The organism is Catellatospora sp. TT07R-123, assembly GCF_018327705.1.
In the GTDB taxonomy this organism is placed as follows: domain Bacteria; phylum Actinomycetota; class Actinomycetes; order Mycobacteriales; family Micromonosporaceae; genus Catellatospora.
Genome location: NZ_BNEM01000002.1, coordinates 3,462,392 through 3,481,290 on the forward strand (window position 1 = coordinate 3,462,392; position 18,899 = coordinate 3,481,290).

Genomic DNA, 18,899 nt, shown 5'->3' on the forward strand with positions numbered 1-18,899 from the left:
CCTATGCGGAGACGGGGGTGCCGCCCGGCTCCGTCTCGTGATCAGCACCGCTTCGGGGCGGCCGGGCGGCGCCGCCGGGCACGTCCGCCGCGTCGGACCGGATGTCGATCCGCCAGCCGGTCAGCCGGGCCGCCAGCCTGGCGTTCTGGCCCTCCCGGCCGATCGCCAGCGACAGCTGGTAGTCCGGCACGGTCACGCGGGCGGCGCGGGCGGCCAGATCCACCACCTCGATCTTGAGCGCCTTGGCGGGCGACAGCGCGTTGCCGACGAACTCGGCCGGGTCGTCCGACCAGTCGATAATGTCGATCTTCTCACCGTGCAGCTCGCTCATGACGGCGCGCACACGCTGGCCCATCGGCCCGATGCAGGCGCCCTTCGGGTTCACCCCGGGCACGTTCGAGCGCACCGCGATCTTGGTACGGTGACCTGCCTCACGCGCGATCGCGGCGATCTCCACGGTGCCGTCGGCGATCTCGGGCACCTCCAGCGCGAACAGCTTCTTCACCAGCGCCGGGTGCGAGCGCGACAGCGTCACCTGCGGGCCGCGGAAGCTCTTCGCGACGTGTACGACCACGCACCGGATCCGCTGGCCGTGCGGGTACGTCTCGCCCGGCACCTGCTCCGACTGCGGCAGCACCGCCTCGACCTTGCCCAGGTCGACCGAGACGATGCCCTTCTCCGTGCGGCTCTCGTGCGCCTGGATGACGCCGGTCACCAGGTCGCCGTCGCGGTTGACGTACTCGCCGAAGTGCACCTCGTCGGTGGCCTCGCGCAGGCGCTGCAGGATGACCTGCTTGGCGGTCATCGCGGCGATGCGGCCGAAGTCGTGCGGGGTGTCGTCCCACTCGCGCACCATGTCGCCGCTGTCGGCGTCGTACTCCTGCGCGAACACGACGGCCGCGCCGGAGTGCCGGTTGATCTCGACGCGGGCGTGCGACTGCGCGCCGTCGGTGTGCCGGTATGCGGTGAGCAGCGCCGATTCGATCGCCTGGAGGATGGTCTCCTCCGAGATCTCCTTGTCACGTGCCAGCGCCCGCAGGGCCGCAAGATCGATGTTCACCGCTCTTCTCCTTCGTCATCCGGCCCAGCCTCGTCGTCGTCGAGGTCGTCCGACTCGTCGTCGTCCCCGTCGTCACCGAACTCGGCGAGCTCCTCATCGGAGATCTCGTTCATCCGCTTGAACTCGACCTGCACCCGGCCCGGCCCCAGCGCGTCGTACGCGATCTCGGTCACCTTGCCGTCCACGTCGAACGTCACGCCCGCGCCGTCGGCGTCGGTGATCCGACCCGTCAGCGTCTTGTCGCCCGCCTTCACCTTGACCAGGCGGCCCACGTTGCGCGCCCAGTGCCTGGGCAGCGTCAGCGGCCGGTCGACCCCGGGCGAGGAGACCTCCAGCTGGTACTCGCCCCGGATCAGGTCGACGCCGGACTCCTCCGCCTCGTCCAGGGCCCGGGAGACCGCCCGGGAGACCTCGGCGATCGCGTCCAGGCCGACCCCGCCGTCGCCGTCGACCACCACCTGCACCAGGTGCCTGCGGCCGACCTGCTTGAGCGTCAGGTCGTCCAGGTCGTAGCCCGTCTCGGCGACCACCGGCTCGATCACCTCGCGCAGCCGGGCGCGCCGGGCGGCGAGCTCGGGCGCGGGGGTGCGCGGTGGCGGCGCGGCGGCCGGCCGGGCGGACGGACGACCCGTCTGACGACCTGCGGCACGACCACGCTGAGCCATCTGAGGGCACCCCTCTCGGTGATATGTCGACTGCGCAGAGCGTAACCCGCGAGCTGGGCTGTCTCGGCATAGGCTCTGCGGCCTTAATCGGTGTCTTCCTCCGCCTTCGCTCCGGAAGACACTGAGCGGCCTGCAACCGCCTATGCCTGATGGGAAGCTCTTGGCTGCGCCATTAGGCAAAGCATGCCGCCATCGGGAAGACTGGCGCGGTGCGGACACGGGCAGATGATCGTAGCGGGCCGGGCGGGCCGCAGGCCAATCGGCGCGACCTGCTGCGCGGCGGGGTGCTGGCCGGCGTGCTGGCGGGCGGCGTGCTCGTCACCGCGTCGGGCTGCGGCCTGCTCGGCGGCGGGCCCGACACCCCGCCCCCGCCGGACGCGCTGACCGGCCTGCTCGCGGGCACCTGGTCCCTGATCGCGGCGTACGACTCGGCACTGACCGCCATGCCCGACCTCGGCCCCCTGCTGGGCCCGCTGCGCGAGACGCACCGCGCGCACGCCGAGGCGCTGACCGCCGTGATGAGCCCGCGCCCGTCGGCGCAGGCGTTCGGCCCGGCCAGCCTCGCCCCGGCCGCCGGGGACCGCAAAGCAGTGATCACCGCGCTGCGCACCGCCGAGCTGAACGGCGGCAAGCAGGCCGCCGAGGTGTGCGTGTCCACCACCGCCGCCCGCGCCACGCTGGTCGGCGAGATCGCCGTGGCCCGCGCCACGCACCTGGAGGTGCTGGTCCCGTGAGCAGTGTGCTGGGCGAGCGGCTCGCCGCCGCACTGGCGGCGGAATATGCCGCGATCTTCGCCTACGGGCGGCTGGGCGTGCTGCTGGACAAGGCGGGCAAGGAGCTGGCCCGGACCGTCCAGGAGGGGCACCGGGTGCGGCGCGACGCGCTGCTGGTGCAGCTGGCGGCCCTGAAGGTGGATCCGCCCGCCGCCCAGGCGGGCTACGCGATGCCGTTCCCGGTCACCGACAAGCCGTCGGCGCTGAAGCTCGCCGCGTACATCGAGGACAGGGTGGCGGCGACGTGGCGCGCCGCGCTGGCCCCGGCCGAGGGCGAGGTGCGCAAGCAGGTGCTGGCGGCCTACACCGACGCGGCGGTGCGCGGTGCCCACTGGCGCCGCCTCGCGGGCCTCACCCCCGTCACCGTCACCTATCCCGGCCGCCCCGCCTAACCCCCGCAGCGACCTGCTTCTTTAGGACACTGTTGCGCTGACCATACCGCGTATGCATACTCAGTAGTCATGTCAATCAGGCACGGGCTGCTCGCGCTGCTCGAACGCGGGCCGCGCTACGGATACCAGCTCAGGGCGGAGTTCGAGGACTCCACCGGGTCCACCTGGCCGCTCAACATCGGCCAGGTCTACACGACCCTCAACCGACTCGAACGTGACGGGATGGTGCGGGCGCTGCCGGAGAACGACGGGGGGCAGCGGCCGTACGAGATCACCGACACCGGCCGGACCGAGCTCGCACTCTGGTTCGCCACCCCGATCGCCCGCGCCGACCGCCCCCGCGACGAGCTGGCGATCAAGCTCGCGCTGGCGCTGACGACCCCGGGCGTCGACGTCCGGGCGGTGGTGCAGACCCAGCGCACCGCCACGATGCGCGCGCTACAGGAGTACACCCGGCTCAAGCGCGGCGACGCCGAGCTGCCCTGGCGGCTCGTGCTCGACGCGATGATCTTCCAGTCCGAGGCCGAGCTGCGCTGGCTCGACCACTGCGAGACCGCGCTGGTGCGATTTCGGCCAGGCCCGCCGGCGCCGCTCCCGACCCACGACGACACCCCCGCGACGGCCCGGGAGGCCCAGGCATGACCCCGATCCTGGAGTTGCGTGAAGTGCACCGCACCCACGGCAGCGGCGAGGCCGCCGTGCACGCGCTGCGCGGCGTCACCCTCGAAGTGGCCGCGGGCGAGCTCGTCGCCGTCATGGGCCCGTCCGGCTCCGGCAAGTCCACCCTGCTCAACCTGGCGGGCGGCCTGGACTCCCCCGGTTCCGGCGAGGTGCTGGTCGAGGGCCGGGCCCTGTCCACGCTCAGCCGCCGCGACCTGGCCGGGCTGCGCCGCCACCGCGTCGGATACGTCTTCCAGGCGCTCAACCTGCTGCCCAGCCTCACCGCCGCCGAGAACGTGGCCCTGCCGCTGGAACTCGACGGCGTCTCGGCCCGCAAGGCCCGCCCGCAGGCCGAGGCCGCCCTGGCCGAGGTCGAGTTGGACGGGTACGCCGACCGCTTCCCCGACGAGATGTCCGGCGGCCAGCAGCAGCGCGTCGCCATCGCCCGCGCGCTGGTCGGGCAGCGGCGGCTGGTGCTGGCCGACGAGCCGACCGGCGCGCTGGACTCGCAGACCGGCGAGGCGGTGCTGCGGCTGCTGCGCGCCCGCGTCGACGCCGGGGCGGCCGCGGTGCTGGTCACCCACGAGGCCCGGCACGCCGGCTGGGCGGACCGGGTGGTCTTCCTGCGCGACGGCGTCATCGTGGACACCTCGGGCCCGCTGGCGCGGCCGGAGCAGTTGCTGGAGACGACGGCATGAGGTCGTGGATCCCCGCGCTGCGGGTCGCCCGCCGCGAGGCACGCCGAGCCAAGGGCAGGTCGGCGCTGGTCGTCGCCATGATCGGGCTGCCGGTGCTGCTGCTGTCGTTCGCCGCCGCGACGTACGACATGCACGACCTGCGCCCCGGTGAGCAACTGGACCGGACCATGGGCCAGGCCGACGCCCGCCTCTCCAAGTACTTCGACGGTCCGCTAGAGCAGAACCCGACCGACGAGGCCTACTCGGCCAAGGAGTCCGTTCCCCTGAAGGCGCCGGTGACGGCCGAGAGCCTGCTCGCGGTCCTGCCGCCGGGGTCGCGGCTGACCCGGGTCGCCGACGCGCCGGTCGACCTGCGCACACCGTCCGGCATCGGCACCATCGACGGGCACGCCGTCGACCTGGCCGAGCCCATGCTCCGCGGCCTGGTGAACCTGGTCTCCGGCACCGTGCCGCAGCACGACGACGAGGTCGCGATCGACGCCGCGGCGTCCGACCGGCTCGGCGTCGGCATCGGCGGCACCGTGCGCACCGTCTCCCCGGACCGGACCTTCAAGGTCACCGCGCTGGTCGAGTTCCCCGACTCGCTGAGCGGCAACATCGCCTTCCGGCCCGGCCAGGTCGTCTCGGGCGGCGCGTGGCTGGTCGACACCCCGTCGCCGCTGACCTGGCCGGACGTACAGAAACTGAACCAGCAGGGCATCGTCGCGCTCAGCCGGGCGGTGGTGCTCGACCCGCCCGCGACGCCCCCGCTGTTCCAGGTCGAGCAGAGTTCGCAGGGCGACCAGATCACCTTCAGCGTCATCGTGTTCGGTTTGGTCGTCCTGGAGGTCGTGCTGCTGGCCGGCCCGGCGTTCGCGGTGGGCGCCCGGCGGCGCCGCCGCGACCTCGCGCTCGTCGCCGCCGCGGGCGGCACCCCTGGCCACCTGCGCCGGATCGTGCTCGCCGACGGGGTGGTGCTGGGCGCCCTGGCCGCAGTCGGCGGCGTCCTCGGCGGCATGCTGCTCGCCGTGCTGCTGCGCCCGCTGGTGGAGCAGTATCTCGTCAACGCCCGCGCCGGTGCCGTGCGCCTCTTCCTGCCCGCCCAGGCGGCGCTCATCGTGCTCTCGGTCGGCACCGGCCTGCTCGCCGCCATGGTGCCCGCGTTCACCGCGGCCCGGCAGGACGTGGTGACGGTGCTGGCCGGGCGGCGCGGCGTGACCCGCTCCCGCAAGCGCTGGATCGCGCTCGGCCTGGTCATGGCGGCCGCGGGCGCGGTCATCGCCATCGCCGGTGCGGCTTCCAGCATGGGTACGACGACGATCCTCACCGGCGTGATCGTCGGCGAGCTCGGCCTGGTGCTGCTCACCCCGGCCCTGGTCGGCCTGATCTCCCGGCTGGGCCGGTGGCTGCCGCTGGCCCCGCGGATCGCCCTGCGCGACACCGCCCGCAACCGGGGCTCGGCCGCCCCGGCCATCTCCGCGGTGATGGCGGCGGTGGCGGGCGCGGTGGCGATCGGGGCGTTCGTCGGCAGCGAGCGGCAGCATTCCATCGACGTCTACGACCCGGTGCTGCCCGTCGGCAACTTCGGCGTGCGGTACGCCGGCGGCGACGCCGACAAGCACACCGACTGGGCGAGGCTCCGCAGCGCTGTCCAGCGGATCGTGCCGCAAGCACGGCTGCACCCGTACCAGGGTGTGACCTGCGCCTGGCAGACCCTGCCCGACCCGGCGGCCAGCCCCGCGCCCTCGGGCACGCCGCAACCCGCGCCGTCGGGCACGCCCGCGCCGACCCCGACGCCGACCACCCAGCCCGACACCTCGGCCTCCACGCGCCAGTGCGGGATCGAGATGTTCCTGCCGGTCGCGAACCGGTGCCCGTTCCAGCAGTACCAGACCGACGACGGACGTGACTGGGACGCGATGGCCGCCGACCCGCGCTGCGGCGACCAGGGCTACAACGAGTTCACGTTCATGGCCGTCGACGACGGGGACGCCCTGGCGGCGTTGAGCGGGGCGTCCGCGGACGACATCGCCGCCGCCCGGCGGGTGCTGGCCGCCGGCGGGGTCGTGGTCACGAACCCGCTGTACCTGGTCGACGGCAAGGTGGCGCTGAGCCCGATCAACGGCGAGTTCTCCGGCGATCCCGACACGCTGCAGACCACCAGCGTGCCCGGCATGGTGATCGGCGGAACCGGCGGGTTCACCGTGATGGTGCCGCCCGCGCTGGCCCAGCGGCTCGGTTTCGGCCTGCGGCCCGACGGGTTCGTCGCCGACGGCCAGACGCCGGACGGCGCGCAGGTCGAGGCGATCGGCTCGGCGCTGCACGAGCTGGCCGAACGCGACACCGTCGGCCTCATCGTCGAGAACGGCCCGAGCTACCGCGAGGAGCCGATCATCTGGATCCTGGGGCTGATCGCGGCGATGGTCGCGCTCGGCGCCGCCGGGGTCGCCACCGGCCTGGCCGCCGCGGACAGCCGCGCCGACCTGGTCACCCTGGCCGCGGTCGGGGCCAGCCCGAGGGTGCGGCGCACGCTGTCGCTGAGCCAGTCGGGCGTCATCTCCGGCCTCGGGGCGCTGCTCGGCGTGCTGGCGGGACTGGGCACGGCGTACGCGCTGATCCTGGCTCTGAACAGCACCAACGGATTCACCGTCAGCGGCCGTCCGCTGCACCTGGTCATGCCGTGGAGCAGCCTGGCCATCGTCATGGCGGTGCCGCTGATCGCCATGGCCGGTGCGGGCCTGCTCACCCGCTCCCGCCTACCCTCCGAACGCCGCCTCTGACCCGCTCTCGCCCCGGGCCACGCGAGGGTCCCGAGGTAAGGAAGGGCACCTTCGTCGGCTCGCATTGCGAGGTAGAAGGTGCCCTTCTCAGCGCGGGTCCGGCGGGGTGGGTCAGCGCGGGGTGAGGCTGAAGACGCGCAGGACGCGGTCGCCGGCGCGCTCGGTGTACGTCTGGTACGCCGGCCACACCGACAGCAGCAGCCCGAACAGCCGTTCCCGTTCCGCGCCCGTGGCCAGCACGCCGCGCACGGGCACCTCCCGGCCGCCGAGCGTGATCGTCGCGTCGGGGTTGGCGAGCAGGTTGACCGACCAGGCCGGGTGGCTGGTCTGGCCCCAGTTCGAGCCGATGACCACGTAGTTCTCGCCGTCGCGGACGTACACCAGCGGCTGGTTGCGCGGCTGCCCGGACTTGCGCCCGGTGGTGGTCAGCACCAGCGTCGGCATCAGCCCGAGCGCGATCACGCGGCCCTTGGTCAGCTTGGCGACGGCACGGTCGAGCGGCACGATCGCCTTGCCCATACGGGCGAACCAGCGGCGATGTCCGAGGGTACGGGCGAGACGGGTCAGCACGCGCACAGTCTGCCGTACGCGAGGATCTTTCGGAAAGAGTCGCCCTTCCTTACCTCGGGGTCAGGCTGCGCTGACGCCGATGGCGTCGCCGATGAGGTAGGTGGCGCCCGCGGCGGCGGCGCCGAGCAGGAGCTGGCGCAGGCCGGTGGACCACCAGCGGCGGCGGGTGAAGCGAGCCGTCAGGGCTCCGGCCGTGAACAGGCCCACGCCGCCGATGCCCAGCGCCAGCCAGAGCGAGTGGCTGCCCAGCAGGTAGCTCAGCAGCGGGATCAGCGCGCCGATCGAGAAGCAGATGAACGACGAGATCGCCGCCGTCCACGGGCTCGGCTTGCTGTCCGGGTCGATGCCCAGCTCCTCGCGTACGTGCATGCGCAGCGCCTCGTCGGGCTGCCGGGACAGGTCCTGCGCGATCTGGCGGGCCAGGTCGGGCGAGATGCCCCGGTCGATCCACCGCTGGGCCAGCTCGTCGGCCTCGGCCACCGGGTTGCGGTGCAGCTCGCGGCGCTCCTTGGCGACCTCGGCCTCGATCTGCTCGTTGGCGGTGCGGACGCTGGCGTACTCGCCCAGGCCCATCGAGATGGCGCCCGCGACCAGGCCCGCGACGCCGGTCAGCGCGATGGTGTGCGCGGCGACGCCGGCACCGCCGACGCCCGCGATCAGGCCGATGTTGGTGACCAGGCCGTCCATGGCCCCGAAGACGGCCGCGCGCAGCCAGCCGCCCGAGACGTCGGCGTGCTCGTGGTCGATCTGCGGGACGTCCGGTGCCGGGGCGGCCGAGGAGGGGTGCTCGGTGCTCATGGCAGGGTCAGGATCTCCGCGCCGTCCTCGGTGACGACCAGCGTGTGCTCGAACTGGGCGGTCCAGCGGCGGTCCTTGGTGACCACGGTCCAGCCGTCGCGCCAGGTCTCGTACGAGATGCCGCCGAGCGTGATCATCGGCTCGATGGTGAACGTCATCCCCGTCTCCATGATCGTGTCGGCGGCGGGGTTGTCGTAGTGCGGAATGAACAGTCCGCTGTGGAACGACTGGCCGATGCCGTGGCCGCCGAAGTCACGCACCACGCCGTAGCCGAAGCGCTTGGCGTACGACTCGATGACGCGGCCGATGACGTTGATCGGGCGGCCGGGCGCAACCGCCTTGATCGCCCGCATCAGCGCCTCGTGCGTACGCTCCACCAGCAGACGGGCCTCCTCGGCCACGTCGCCCACGCAGAACGTCGCGTCGGTGTCGCCGTGCACCCCGTCCTTGAACGCGGTCACGTCGACGTTGATGATGTCGCCGTCCTCGATCACCGTCGAGTCGGGGATGCCGTGGCAGATGACCTCGTTGAGGCTGGTGCAGCACGACTTCGGGAAGCCCTTGTAGCCCAGCGTCGACGGGTAGGCCCCGTGGTCGCAGAGGAACTCGTGCACCAGCCGGTCGAGCTCGTCGGTGGTCACGCCGGGCTTGCAGTGCTCGCCCGCGAGCTGGGTCGCCTGGGCGGCGATCCGGCCGGCGACCCGCATCTTCTCGATCGACTCGGCGTCCTGGGTGAGCGGGCCGTCCCAGCGCTTGGGCGCCTTGCGGCCGACATACTCGGGACGCGGGATGGCGGCGGGGACGTCCCGCCACGGGGAGAGCTTGCCTGGGGTCAACGTCGCGCGGCCGTTCATGCCATGAACTCTAGCGCCGCCACCCGCCCCCGCGCCCGGTTGCACCCTCCCCCGTCCCACCCCGCGTTTTTCATAGACGCTGGCCTATTACATCGACTGGCGGTCGATCATTCTCGACGTCATAGGCCAACGTCTATGAAAAACGGGGCGGTTGCCGGGGCGCTGCCCCGGGGCTGCGGTAGGGGTGGTGGGTGGCGGGTGGTGGGTCAGACCGTGGCGAAGAACTCGGTGCGGGTGGCCGTACGGGCCGCGTGGGTGTTCACCGAGGCGCCCACCAGCGCCTCGAACAGGTCCGGCGCCGCCATGTCCTCCGGGTGCCACTGCACCCCCACCGCGAACGGGTGGTCCGGGTGCTCCAGCGCCTCGATCAGGTTGTCGGTCACGCACCACGCGGTCGGCACCAGCCGCCCCGGATCCTTGACCCCCTGGTGGTGGTACGAGTTCACGACCGCCTCAGCCCCGAACATCTCCCGGCACCGCGACCCCGTGGCGAAGCGCACCGGGTGGTGCGCGTACACCTTGGTCGCGCCGAGCGGCCGGTGCCCGTCGTGCCCGACGGTCTCCGGCAGGTGCTGGTGCAGCGTGCCGCCCGCCGCGACCGCCATCAGCTGCATGCCGCGGCAGATGCCCAGCAGCGGCAGCCCGGTCTTGAACGCGACCCGGACCAGCGGCAGCTCACCGGCGTCGCGCAGGGCGTCGGTGTACACCGTCGGGTGGGCCGCCTCGCCGTAGCGGGCGGGGTCGACGTCGGCGCCGCCGCAGATGACGAGGCCGTCCAGGCCGTCGAGGACCTCGACGCCGCCGTCGGCCTGCGGCGGGATGAGCACGGGGCGACCGCCCGCGCGGCTCACCTGATCCACATAGGCCCAGGGCACCGCCGCAGCCCTGGTGTCGTGCACGGAAAAGCGGGCACTCTCCACATACGTGGTGATGCCGATCAACGGTCTGGTCACATCGCTCACAACGGTGTCACGTAGGCGCCGGTAATGCCTCCGTCCACGATGAACTGGGAGGCGGTGACGAAGGATGAATCGTCACTGGCGAGAAAGGCTACCGCCGCCGCGATCTCTTCGGGCTCGGCGAACCGGCCCATCGGTACATGGACAAGTCGGCGAGCCGCCCGCTCCGGATCCTTCGCGAACAGCTCCATCAGCAGCGGCGTGGCCACCGGTCCGGGGCACAGCGCGTTGACCCGCACCCCCTGCCGGGCGAACTGCACGCCCAGCTCCCGGCTCATCGACAGTACCCCGCCCTTGCTCGCGGTGTAAGCGATCTGACTGGTCGCGGCGCCCATCAGGGCGACGAAACTCGCCGTGTTGATGATCGAGCCCTTGCCCGCGGCGAGCATGTGCGGCAGCGCGTACTTGCAGCACAGGTAGACGCTGGTGGTGTTGACCCGGATCACCCGCTCCCAGGCGTCCAGGCCGGTGTCGAGGATCGAGTCGTCGTCGGGCGGGGAGATCCCGGCGTTGTTGAACGCGATGTCGAGCCGCCCGCGCCGCGCGGCGACGCCGTCGAACAGCTCGCGCACCTGCGCCTCGTCGCTGACGTCGCACTGCACGAACTCGCCGCCCACCTCCTCGGCGATCCGCTTGCCCGCGTCGGCGGCGAGGTCGACGCAGACCACGTACGCCCCCTCGGCCGCGAAACGCCGCGCCGTGGCGGCGCCGATCCCGCTGGCCGCACCGCTGATGACCGCCACCCGGTCCTGAAGTCGCTGCACCTGTGTCCTTAGCTCGTAGCGATGAAGACGTTCTTGGTCTCGGTGAACGCCAGCGGGGCGTCCGGGCCGAGCTCGCGGCCCATGCCGGACTGCTTGGCCCCGCCGAACGGCGTCCAGTAGCGCACCGACGAGTGCGAGTTGACGCTGAGCACCCCGGCCTCGACCGCGCGCGCCAACCGCAGCGCCCGACCCACATCCCGGGTCCAGATCGAGCCCGACAGCCCGTACGGCGTGTCGTTGGCCAGCCGGACCGCCTCGGCCTCGTCGTCGAACGGCAGCACCGACAGCACCGGCCCGAAGATCTCCTGCTGCCAGTGCGGCTCGCCGGGGGCGCCCGCGGCCAGCACCGTGGCCGGGTGCCACCAGCCGGGACCGTGCGGCGCCTCGCCGCGCATCAGCACCCGGGCGTCGCCCACCCCGGCCCGGACCCGCTCGCGGTGCTCGGCGGTGATCAGCGGCCCCATGCCGGTCGCCGGGTCGCGCGGGTCGCCGCAGCGCCAGGCCGCCACGACGGGCTCCAGCAGGGACAGGAACTCGTCGTACACCGAGCGCTGGACGAGCAGGCGGGAGCGGGCGCAGCAGTCCTGTCCGGCGTTGTCGAAGACGGCCCCGGGCAGTGCGGCGGCGGCCGCCGGCAGGTCCGCGTCGGCGAACAGCAGGGTGCTGCTCTTGCCGCCCAGTTCCAGGGTCACCCGGGTCAGGTCGGCGGCGCAGTCGGCCATGATCTGGCGGCCGACCTCCAGCGAGCCGGTGAAGCAGATCTTGCGTACGCCCGGATGGGTCACCAGCGCGTGCCCGGTCACCTCGCCGTGCCCCGGCAGCACCTGGAGCACGCCCTCGGGCAGTCCGGCCGCCAGCGCCAGCTCGGCCAGGCGCAGCGCGGTCAGCGGGGTCGCCTCGGCCGGTTTCACGATCACGGTGTTGCCCGCGGCCAGCGCGGGCGCGAAGCCCCAGGCCGCGATCGGCATCGGGAAGTTCCACGGCACGATCACGCCGACCACGCCCAGCGGCTCGTGGAACGTCACGTCCCAGCCGCCCGCCACCGGGATCTGCCGCCCGCACAGCCGCTCCGGCGCGCCCGCGTAGTAGTCCAGCAGGTCGCGGACGTTGCCCGCCTCCCAGCGGGCGTTGCCGACCGTGTGCCCCGCGTTGTCGATCTCCAGCTGGGCCAGCTCCTCGACGTGCGCGTCGACCACGGCCGCGAAGCGGCGCAGCAGCCGCGCCCGGTCGCCCGGAGACACGTGCCGCCAGCTCTCGAAGGCCTTGGCCGCGCGGCGCACCGCCGCGTCCACGCCCGCCGCATCGACCGGCTCGACCGAGGTGATCAGTTCCTCGGTGACCGGATTGACGATCTTCACAGGCGCTCGAACCCCCGTACCAGTTCCCAGTCCGTCACGGCCGCGTCGAAGGCGGCCAGCTCGACCTTGGCGGCGTGGCCGTAGTGCTCGACCACCTCGTCGCCGAACGCGTCCCGGGCCACCGCCGAGGACTCCCAGCGCATCAGCGCGTCGCGCAGCGTGGCGGGCATCCGGGGCGCGCCGGGGTCGCCGTACGCGTTGCCGCGGAACTCCGGCTCCAGCTCCAGCTCCCGGTCGATGCCGTGCAGCGCGCCCGCGACCAGCGCCGCGATCGCCAGGTACGGGTTCACGTCGCCGCCCGGCGAGCGGTGCTCCACCCGCAGCGAGTGGTCGTGCCCGACCAGGCGCAGCGCGCAGGTGCGGTTGTCGCGGCCCCAGCGCAGCGCCGTCGGCGCGAACGAGCCCGCCTGGTAGCGCTTGTACGAGTTGATGTTCGGCGCGTACAGCACGCTCAGCTCGGTCGTGGTCGCCAGCAGCCCGGCCAGCACCCGCTCCCCCAGCGTGCTCAGCGAGTGCCCGTCGGCCATCACGGGCCGGCCGTCCTCATCGCGCAGCGAGAAGTGGATGTGGCACGAGTTGCCCTCGCGCTGGTTCGGCTTGGCCATGAAGGTCAGCGACATGCCCTGCGCGGCGGCGATCTCCTTGGCCCCGTGCTTGTAGATGCTGTGCTGATCGGCGGTCTTGAGCGCCTCGGCGTAGCGGAAGGCGATCTCGTGCTGGCCGAGGTTGCACTCGCCCTTGGCGCTCTCCGGCGCCAGCCCCGCCCCGGCCATCGCCAGCCGGATGCCCCGCAGCAGCGGCTCCACCTTCGTGGTGCCCAGCAGCGAGTAGTCCACGTTGTACCCGTTGGCGGGGGTCAGCCCCTGGTAGCGCTTCGCGGCCGCCTGCTCGTACGTGTCGGCGTAGACGACGAACTCCAGCTCCGTCCCCACGTACGCGGTGAGGCCGCGCTCGGCCAGGCGGTCGAGCTGGCGGCGCAGGATCTGCCGGGGCGACTGCACCACCGGGCTGCCGTCCAGCCACGTCACGTCGGCCAGCACCAGCGCGGTGCCGGGCAGCCAGGGCAGCGGGCGCAGGGTGTCGAAGTCGGGGGCGAGCACGAAGTCGCCATACCCCTGCGACCAGCCGGAGACGGCGTAGCCGTCGACCGGGGTCATCTCGACGTCGACCGCGAGCAGGTAGTTGCACGCCTCGCTGCCGTGCCCCACCACCTCGTCCAGGAAGTAGGACGCGTGCAGGCGCTTGCCCTGCAGGCGCCCCTGCATGTCCGTCATCGCGAGCAGCACCGTGTCGATGTCGCCCGCCTCGACCAGCGCGCGCAGGCGCTCCACCGACCACATGCCTCCCAGGTCTACCGGCACGGCTGACCGGCGTCAACCACTTGCATGATTCGTTCTCCGCGCCGTCATCCGCGGACCCCACTCGGTGCAAAATCGTGACCGAGCCCTTCCGTTATGCGGGCCGATCGATTACCACTGACCGAATGGGAGCGAGTGCACCGGCGGTCATCATCGGGGGCGGCGTCATCGGCTGCTCGCTGGCCTACCATCTCGGCCGGGCCGGCTGGCGCGACACGGTGCTGCTGGAGCAGCACGAACTGACCGAGGGGACGACCTGGCACACCGCCGGGTTCGTCACCGCGATGCGCGGCCCCGACGGCCCGGCCTGGCACACCCGGCTGGCCGGCTACCTGCCCGCGCTGGCCGCGACGCTGCGCGCCGAGACGGGGCAGGACCCGGGCTGGCGGCCGGTCGGCGGGCTGCGGCTGGCCCTGACGCACGCCCACGTCGACGAGCTGCGGCGGCTGGCCCGCCGCGCCGACGAACTCGGCGTGCCGCTGGAGCTGCGCGGCGCCTCGGCCACCATGGGCCTGGCCCCGCGGCTGGACCTGGCCGACGTGCAGGCGGCGGCGTGGCTGCCCGGCGAAGGGTTCGTCCGGCCCAAGGACTTCGTCAACGCGCTGACCGCGGGCGCCCGGACGCACGGCGTGCACATCCGCACGGGGGTACGGGTCACCGGCCTCGACACCACCGGCGGGGCGGTGCGCGCCGTCCATACCAGCGACGGCGTGATCGAGACCCCGGTCGTGGTCAACGCGGCCGGGGCGGCGGCGGGCGCGATCGGCGCGCTGGCCGGGATCGGGGTGCCCGTGGTGCCGGTCCTGCACCAGTACGGCGTGACCGAGGTGCTGCATCCCGCGCTCGACGCCGACCGCACCCCCACCTGCCGGGTGCCCGAGCAGCAGTTCTACCTGCGCGCCGCCAACGGCGCCGTGATCGTGGGCGGCAGCCGCCCCGACCCGCGCGCGGTTTGGCCCGCCGGGGATGCCGAACCCCTGGCCAAGGCGCGCGAGCTGGCCGAGCCGGACGAGGCGGCGTTCGCGCCGCTGTGGGAGCTGGCCCAGCGCCGGATGCCCGAACTGGCCCGGGTACGGCTGGCGAAGATCATGCACGGAGTCGAGGCCTACACCCCCGACGGCGCCCCCGTGGCCGGCCCGACCACCGTGCCCGGCCTCTGGATCGCGGCCGGCGGCGGCCTCCACGGCATGGCCCTCGCGGGCGGCCTCGGCCGCCACCTGGCCGAATGGATCACCACCGGCACCTCCACCTGGGACCTGGCCGCCCTGCTCCCCGACCGTTTCGGCCCACCCGCCGCCACCCGCGACTGGCTCACCACCCGCGCCCTCGACACCCTCCGCCGCGCCTGACCCCGGCCCCCGGCCCGGCCCCGCTCTACCCCGTCGATCATGAACTTATGGCCGTGTTCGACGGCGTGTCCCCACCCCACCACCGTGATCACCATCGCGGCGGCGAGCCGGCCGCCCCGGCCCTCGCGCAAGTTGCCGGGCAATCAGGGGAAAGACGGGCCGTCTTCCCCCGATTGCCCGGCAACTTGGCCACCAAAGCGCGCGGTCAGTCGGTGGAGGGTTTGGGGGTGGGGGCGGCGGCGGGGCCGGTGGTCTCGACGGTGCTGGCGAGCTGGGACCAGATCATGCCGGTCTGGTGGGCCAGCGCGCCGACCACGGCGGGCACGACGGGCAGCAGCCAGTCGGCCAGCCAGCCGGTGTGCGGCAGGTTCAGCACCACGATCGCCGCGACCGCCCCGCCCAGCCCGTGCACGCTCGCCCGCCACACCGCCCGGCCCGTGTGCGCCACCGCCGCCCGCCGGGCCGCCTTGTCGTTGAGGTCCGGGAACCCGCCGAGCGCCTTGGCGTCGCGCCGCCCGAAGTTGAACCCGGCCACGGCCAGGCAGACCGAGCAGCCCACGGTCACGGCGACGAGGCTGTCGCGGGTGAGCAGCATCATCAGCGCTCCGGCGGCGCCGCCGCTGCCGACGGCGATGACGGCGCGGATCCACTCCTGCTTCTCTCCGGGATACCAGTAGTACTTCGTGGTGGTTTCAGAGAGTTGTTTAACGATCCGCCCCATCGGGGTTGTCACCTCGCCGGCCCGTCACATGTGGTCAGCACCAATCGTTACCCAAAGTAGTTACCGAAGTGCCGAAAGTCACGATACCCGGGGTCGTGACTGCGGCGTGGCGCGCGTGGAAGTTCCATCGCCGCAACCGCGGCGCCATGATCGGGGCGGTGTCAGAACAGGACGGTCGCGAAGACGCCGACCTGGCGGAACCCGAGGCGGTCGTACACGCGGCGGGCCGGGGCGTTGTAGTCGTTGACGTACAGGCTGACCGTCGGGGCGACCCGGCGCAGCGCGTCGCGCACCACCGCGGCCATCCCGGCGGCGGCGTAGCCGTGCCCGCGGTGTCCGGGCGCGACCCATACCCCCTGGATCTGCGCGGTGTGCCGGGTCACGACGGCCAGCTCGGCCTTGAAGACCACCTGGCCGTCGACGATCCGGGCGTACGACCGGCCGGCGCGCGCCAGCTCCGCGACCCGCCCCCGGTACCCGCGCCCGCCGTCCTCGCCCAGCGGCGACACCCCGACCTCCTCTGTGTACATCGCCACCGACGCCGGGAAGACCAGGTCCACCTCGTCGGGCCGCACCGGGCGCACCAGCGGGTCGGGCTTGACCGACGGGATGGTGTCCAGCACCAGCAGCGGCTGGCAGGTGCGGACCGTCCGTTCCGGCCCCCAGCTCGGGCGCAGCCGCTCCCACATGGCGAGCACCGACTCGGCCTCGCCGACCAGCGACGCGCACACGCGCGGCTGCACGCTGATCATGTCGGCGAACGCGTCGACCGCGGCGGCGTTCGCGCCGACCGGGGACACCTGGCCGCCCGACCAGAGCACCGCCTCGGGCTGGCGGCGGCCGCCGTACCCGTACAGCCGCCCGTCTGCGCGCCAGCCCAGACCGCGCACGGCCACCCGCTCAGCCACCTGCGCCGCCGCGATCGGATTCGCCGCGAGGAGACGTTCCACTGCGGCGCGGTCAGCCTCGGCCAACTGCCGCACCGGGAGGGTGAGCATGACCACAGCCTAGTGAGATCTTCGCGCCATGCCAGGGGTAACCCTGAGAGTGCTTGCGTTCCGATACGTTGCCGATATATCGTTAACGTATCGCCGACACATCACCGATAGGGGTACGACATGTTGCGACACCACCACGAGCGCCGGATGCGCCACCACGACCGCCATGAGCACGGCCACGACGGCCACCGCCACGGCCACCACGACCCCCGGCTGTTCGCCTTCGGCCCGATGCGCCCGCCGTTCGGCGGCGGCTTCGGTCCCGGCGGGCGCGGCCACGGGCGGGGCGGGGGCCGGGGACGGCGCGGCAATGTCCGCGCGGCGGTCCTGGGCCTGCTCAAGGAAAGGCCCATGCACGGGTACGAGATGATCTCCGAGCTGGAGAACCGCACCGGCGGCGTATGGCGCCCCAGCCCCGGCTCGATCTACCCCACCCTCCAGCTGCTGGAGGACGAGGGCCTGATCGTCAGCGAGGAGAGCGGCGGCCGCAAGCGGTTCTCGCTCACCGAGGCCGGCCAGACCGAGGCGGCGCAGACCGCCGACAACGGCGGCCGCCAGCCCTGGCAGCAGTTCGACGCCGACCACATCGCCCAGGCCCAGGAGTTCCGTCAGGCGGGCGTGGCGCTGATGGAGGCGCTGCGGCAGATCGGCGTCAGCGGCACCGAGGCCCAGCGCCAGCAGGCCCTGGAGGTCCTGGTCGACGCCCGCCGCCGCCTGTACGGCATCCTCGCCGAGTGACCACGTGACCCGGGCCGCGCGCCCCCACGGCACGCGCGCCCACCGTCACCCGTTTTTTCATTGACGCTGGCCTATCTAGAAGACGATTCTCCAAGATCTGTCTTCTAGATAGGCCAGCGTCAATGCTAGGTGCGAGCGGGGCGGCCCAGGCGTGACGACAGCTGCGGCCTACCGCGCCGGCCGGTTCCGATACGGCTGAGGCCGCTGGATCCGAGCTCGGATCCAGCGGCCTCAGCCGTATGCGCGTGACTTCAGTGCACGGTCACCAGCGGGCTGGCGGGCTCGCCGTCGCCCAGCGGGTCGATGCCCAGCTCCTCGGCGATCTTCATCGCCTCCTCGACCAGCGTCTCCACGATCATCGACTCGGGCACGGTCTTGATGACCACGCCCTTGACGAAGATCTGGCCCTTGCCGTTGCCCGAGGCGACCCCGAGGTCGGCCTCGCGCGCCTCGCCCGGACCGTTCACGACGCAGCCCATGACCGCGACCCGCAGCGGGGCCGGGAAGCCCTCCAGCGCGGCGGTGACCTGCTCGGCCAGCGTGTACACGTCGACCTGGGCGCGGCCGCAGGACGGGCAGGAGACGATCTCCAGGCCGCGCTCCTTCAGGCCCAGCGCCTCCAGGATCGCGGTGCCGACCTTGATCTCCTCGACCGGCGGGGCCGACAGCGACACCCGGATGGTGTCGCCGATGCCGTCGGCCAGCAGCGAGCCGAACGCCACCGCCGACTTGACGGTGCCCTGGAACGCCGGGCCCGCCTCGGTGACGCCGAGGTGCAGCGGGTAGTCGCACTTCTGCGCCAGCAGCCGGTAGGCCTTGACCATCACGACCGGGTCGTTGTGCTTGACGCTGATCTTGATGTCACGGAACCCGTGCTCCTCGAACAGCGAGCACTCCCACAGCGCCGACTCCACCAGCGCCTCCGGCGTGGCCTTGCCGTACTTCTCCAGCAGGCGCTTGTCCAGCGAACCGGCGTTGACGCCGATGCGGATCGGCGTCCCGGCCGCCGAGGCGGCCGCCGCGATCTCCTTGACCTTGTCGTCGAACTGCCGGATGTTGCCCGGGTTGACCCGTACGGCCGCGCAGCCCGCGTCGATCGCCGCGAAGACGTACTTCGGCTGGAAGTGGATGTCGGCGATCACGGGGATCGGCGACTTCCTCGCGATCGCGGGCAGCGCCTCCACGTCGTCCTGGGACGGCACGGCCACGCGCACGATCTGGCAGCCGGACGCGGTCAGCTCCGCGATCTGCTGCAGGGTCGCGTTCACGTCCGAGGTCAGCGTGGTCGTCATCGACTGGACGCTGATCGGCGCACCGCCGCCGACCGGCACCGAGCCGACCATGATCTGCCGGCTCTGGCGCCGGGGCGAGAGCGGCGCGGGAGGAGCGGCCGGCATACCCAGGTTGATCGCAGTCACAGTTCTC

General features: G+C 72.7%; 19 protein-coding genes. 7 read left to right on the forward strand and 12 right to left on the reverse strand.

What is annotated here, in order from left to right:
• Position 1: 1 nt before the first annotated feature.
• Together nusA and rimP are read right to left on the reverse strand one after the other, a co-directional pair.
• Positions 2-1,060 (reverse strand): transcription termination factor NusA, encoded by a 1,059-nt coding sequence (nusA, locus tag Cs7R123_RS35180; RefSeq protein WP_244872345.1) that lies wholly within the window; start codon positions 1,058-1,060, stop codon positions 2-4.
• Entirely contained in the window at positions 1,057-1,725 is a 669-nt protein-coding gene (gene rimP / locus Cs7R123_RS35185) for a ribosome maturation factor RimP (RefSeq protein ID WP_212833035.1), read from the reverse strand. Before rimP ends, nusA begins: the two co-directional genes overlap by 4 nt.
• 209 nt (positions 1,726-1,934) lie before the next feature.
• On the opposite strand from rimP, the gene Cs7R123_RS35190 reads away from it, so the two are divergent.
• From Cs7R123_RS35190 to Cs7R123_RS35210, 5 genes are all read left to right on the forward strand, one after another.
• On the forward strand, positions 1,935-2,459 hold the full coding sequence (locus tag Cs7R123_RS35190; RefSeq protein ID WP_212833037.1) for a hypothetical protein: 525 nt from the start codon (positions 1,935-1,937) through the stop codon (positions 2,457-2,459).
• On the forward strand, positions 2,456-2,890 hold the full coding sequence (locus Cs7R123_RS35195; protein WP_212833038.1) for a ferritin-like domain-containing protein: 435 nt from the start codon (positions 2,456-2,458) through the stop codon (positions 2,888-2,890). Before Cs7R123_RS35190 ends, Cs7R123_RS35195 begins: the two co-directional genes overlap by 4 nt.
• Before the next feature lie 69 nt (positions 2,891-2,959).
• The gene (locus Cs7R123_RS35200) at positions 2,960-3,532 is read left to right on the forward strand and encodes a PadR family transcriptional regulator (RefSeq protein WP_212833041.1); all 573 of its coding nucleotides are present in this window, start codon (positions 2,960-2,962) and stop codon (positions 3,530-3,532) included.
• Positions 3,529-4,248 carry an ABC transporter ATP-binding protein gene (locus Cs7R123_RS35205; RefSeq protein WP_212833043.1) on the forward strand — a complete coding sequence of 240 codons (720 nt, stop codon included), beginning with the start codon at positions 3,529-3,531 and terminating at the stop codon, positions 4,246-4,248. The genes Cs7R123_RS35200 and Cs7R123_RS35205 overlap by 4 nt, the downstream gene beginning before the upstream one ends.
• Positions 4,245-7,007 carry an ABC transporter permease gene (locus tag Cs7R123_RS35210; RefSeq protein ID WP_212833045.1) on the forward strand — a complete coding sequence of 921 codons (2,763 nt, stop codon included), beginning with the start codon at positions 4,245-4,247 and terminating at the stop codon, positions 7,005-7,007. Before Cs7R123_RS35205 ends, Cs7R123_RS35210 begins: the two co-directional genes overlap by 4 nt.
• Positions 7,008-7,118: 111 nt before the next feature.
• Here the strand turns inward: Cs7R123_RS35210 and Cs7R123_RS35215 are convergent, their stop codons facing one another.
• The 7 genes from Cs7R123_RS35215 to Cs7R123_RS35245 form a co-directional block, all read right to left on the reverse strand.
• Positions 7,119-7,583 (reverse strand): nitroreductase/quinone reductase family protein, encoded by a 465-nt coding sequence (locus Cs7R123_RS35215; protein ID WP_244872346.1) that lies wholly within the window; start codon positions 7,581-7,583, stop codon positions 7,119-7,121.
• Between the two features lie 54 nt (positions 7,584-7,637).
• Positions 7,638-8,375 (reverse strand): VIT1/CCC1 transporter family protein, encoded by a 738-nt coding sequence (locus Cs7R123_RS35220; protein WP_212833047.1) that lies wholly within the window; start codon positions 8,373-8,375, stop codon positions 7,638-7,640.
• Positions 8,372-9,229, reverse strand: a complete 858-nt coding sequence (gene map / locus Cs7R123_RS35225) for a type I methionyl aminopeptidase (protein ID WP_212833049.1) — start codon at positions 9,227-9,229, stop codon at positions 8,372-8,374. The genes Cs7R123_RS35220 and map overlap by 4 nt, the downstream gene beginning before the upstream one ends.
• A gap of 206 nt (positions 9,230-9,435) precedes the next feature.
• A complete protein-coding gene (locus Cs7R123_RS35230) occupies positions 9,436-10,182 on the reverse strand; it encodes a gamma-glutamyl-gamma-aminobutyrate hydrolase family protein (RefSeq protein WP_308442907.1) in 747 nt (248 codons plus the stop codon).
• Positions 10,183-10,187: 5 nt separating this feature from the next.
• Complete coding sequence (locus Cs7R123_RS35235) at positions 10,188-10,952, reverse strand: 3-oxoacyl-ACP reductase (protein WP_212833053.1); 765 nt, start codon at positions 10,950-10,952, stop codon at positions 10,188-10,190.
• Between the two features lie 8 nt (positions 10,953-10,960).
• Entirely contained in the window at positions 10,961-12,304 is a 1,344-nt protein-coding gene (locus tag Cs7R123_RS35240) for an aldehyde dehydrogenase (protein ID WP_244872508.1), read from the reverse strand.
• A 2-nt stretch (positions 12,305-12,306) separates the two neighbouring features.
• On the reverse strand, positions 12,307-13,650 hold the full coding sequence (locus Cs7R123_RS35245; RefSeq protein ID WP_212833057.1) for a glutamine synthetase family protein: 1,344 nt from the start codon (positions 13,648-13,650) through the stop codon (positions 12,307-12,309).
• Positions 13,651-13,793: 143 nt separating this feature from the next.
• On the opposite strand from Cs7R123_RS35245, the gene Cs7R123_RS35250 reads away from it, so the two are divergent.
• Positions 13,794-15,017 (forward strand): FAD-binding oxidoreductase, encoded by a 1,224-nt coding sequence (locus Cs7R123_RS35250; RefSeq protein WP_212833059.1) that lies wholly within the window; start codon positions 13,794-13,796, stop codon positions 15,015-15,017.
• 205 nt (positions 15,018-15,222) lie between these two features.
• On the opposite strand, the gene Cs7R123_RS35255 is transcribed toward Cs7R123_RS35250, so the two are convergent.
• The gene (locus Cs7R123_RS35255; RefSeq protein ID WP_212833061.1) at positions 15,223-15,738 is read right to left on the reverse strand and encodes a hypothetical protein; all 516 of its coding nucleotides are present in this window, start codon (positions 15,736-15,738) and stop codon (positions 15,223-15,225) included.
• A gap of 161 nt (positions 15,739-15,899) precedes the next feature.
• Positions 15,900-16,736: a DUF4081 domain-containing GNAT family N-acetyltransferase gene (locus Cs7R123_RS35260; protein WP_212833063.1), complete on the reverse strand. Its 837-nt coding sequence runs from the start codon at positions 16,734-16,736 to the stop codon at positions 15,900-15,902.
• 120 nt (positions 16,737-16,856) lie between these two features.
• Here Cs7R123_RS35260 and Cs7R123_RS35265 point away from each other — a divergent pair, with 120 nt between their 5' ends.
• Positions 16,857-17,474, forward strand: coding sequence for a PadR family transcriptional regulator (locus Cs7R123_RS35265; RefSeq protein WP_374707060.1), 618 nt, complete (start codon positions 16,857-16,859; stop codon positions 17,472-17,474).
• Between the two features lie 251 nt (positions 17,475-17,725).
• On the opposite strand, the gene ispG is transcribed toward Cs7R123_RS35265, so the two are convergent.
• Positions 17,726-18,892, reverse strand: coding sequence for a flavodoxin-dependent (E)-4-hydroxy-3-methylbut-2-enyl-diphosphate synthase (gene ispG, locus Cs7R123_RS35270; protein WP_212833065.1), 1,167 nt, complete (start codon positions 18,890-18,892; stop codon positions 17,726-17,728).
• Positions 18,893-18,899: the final 7 nt, after the last annotated feature.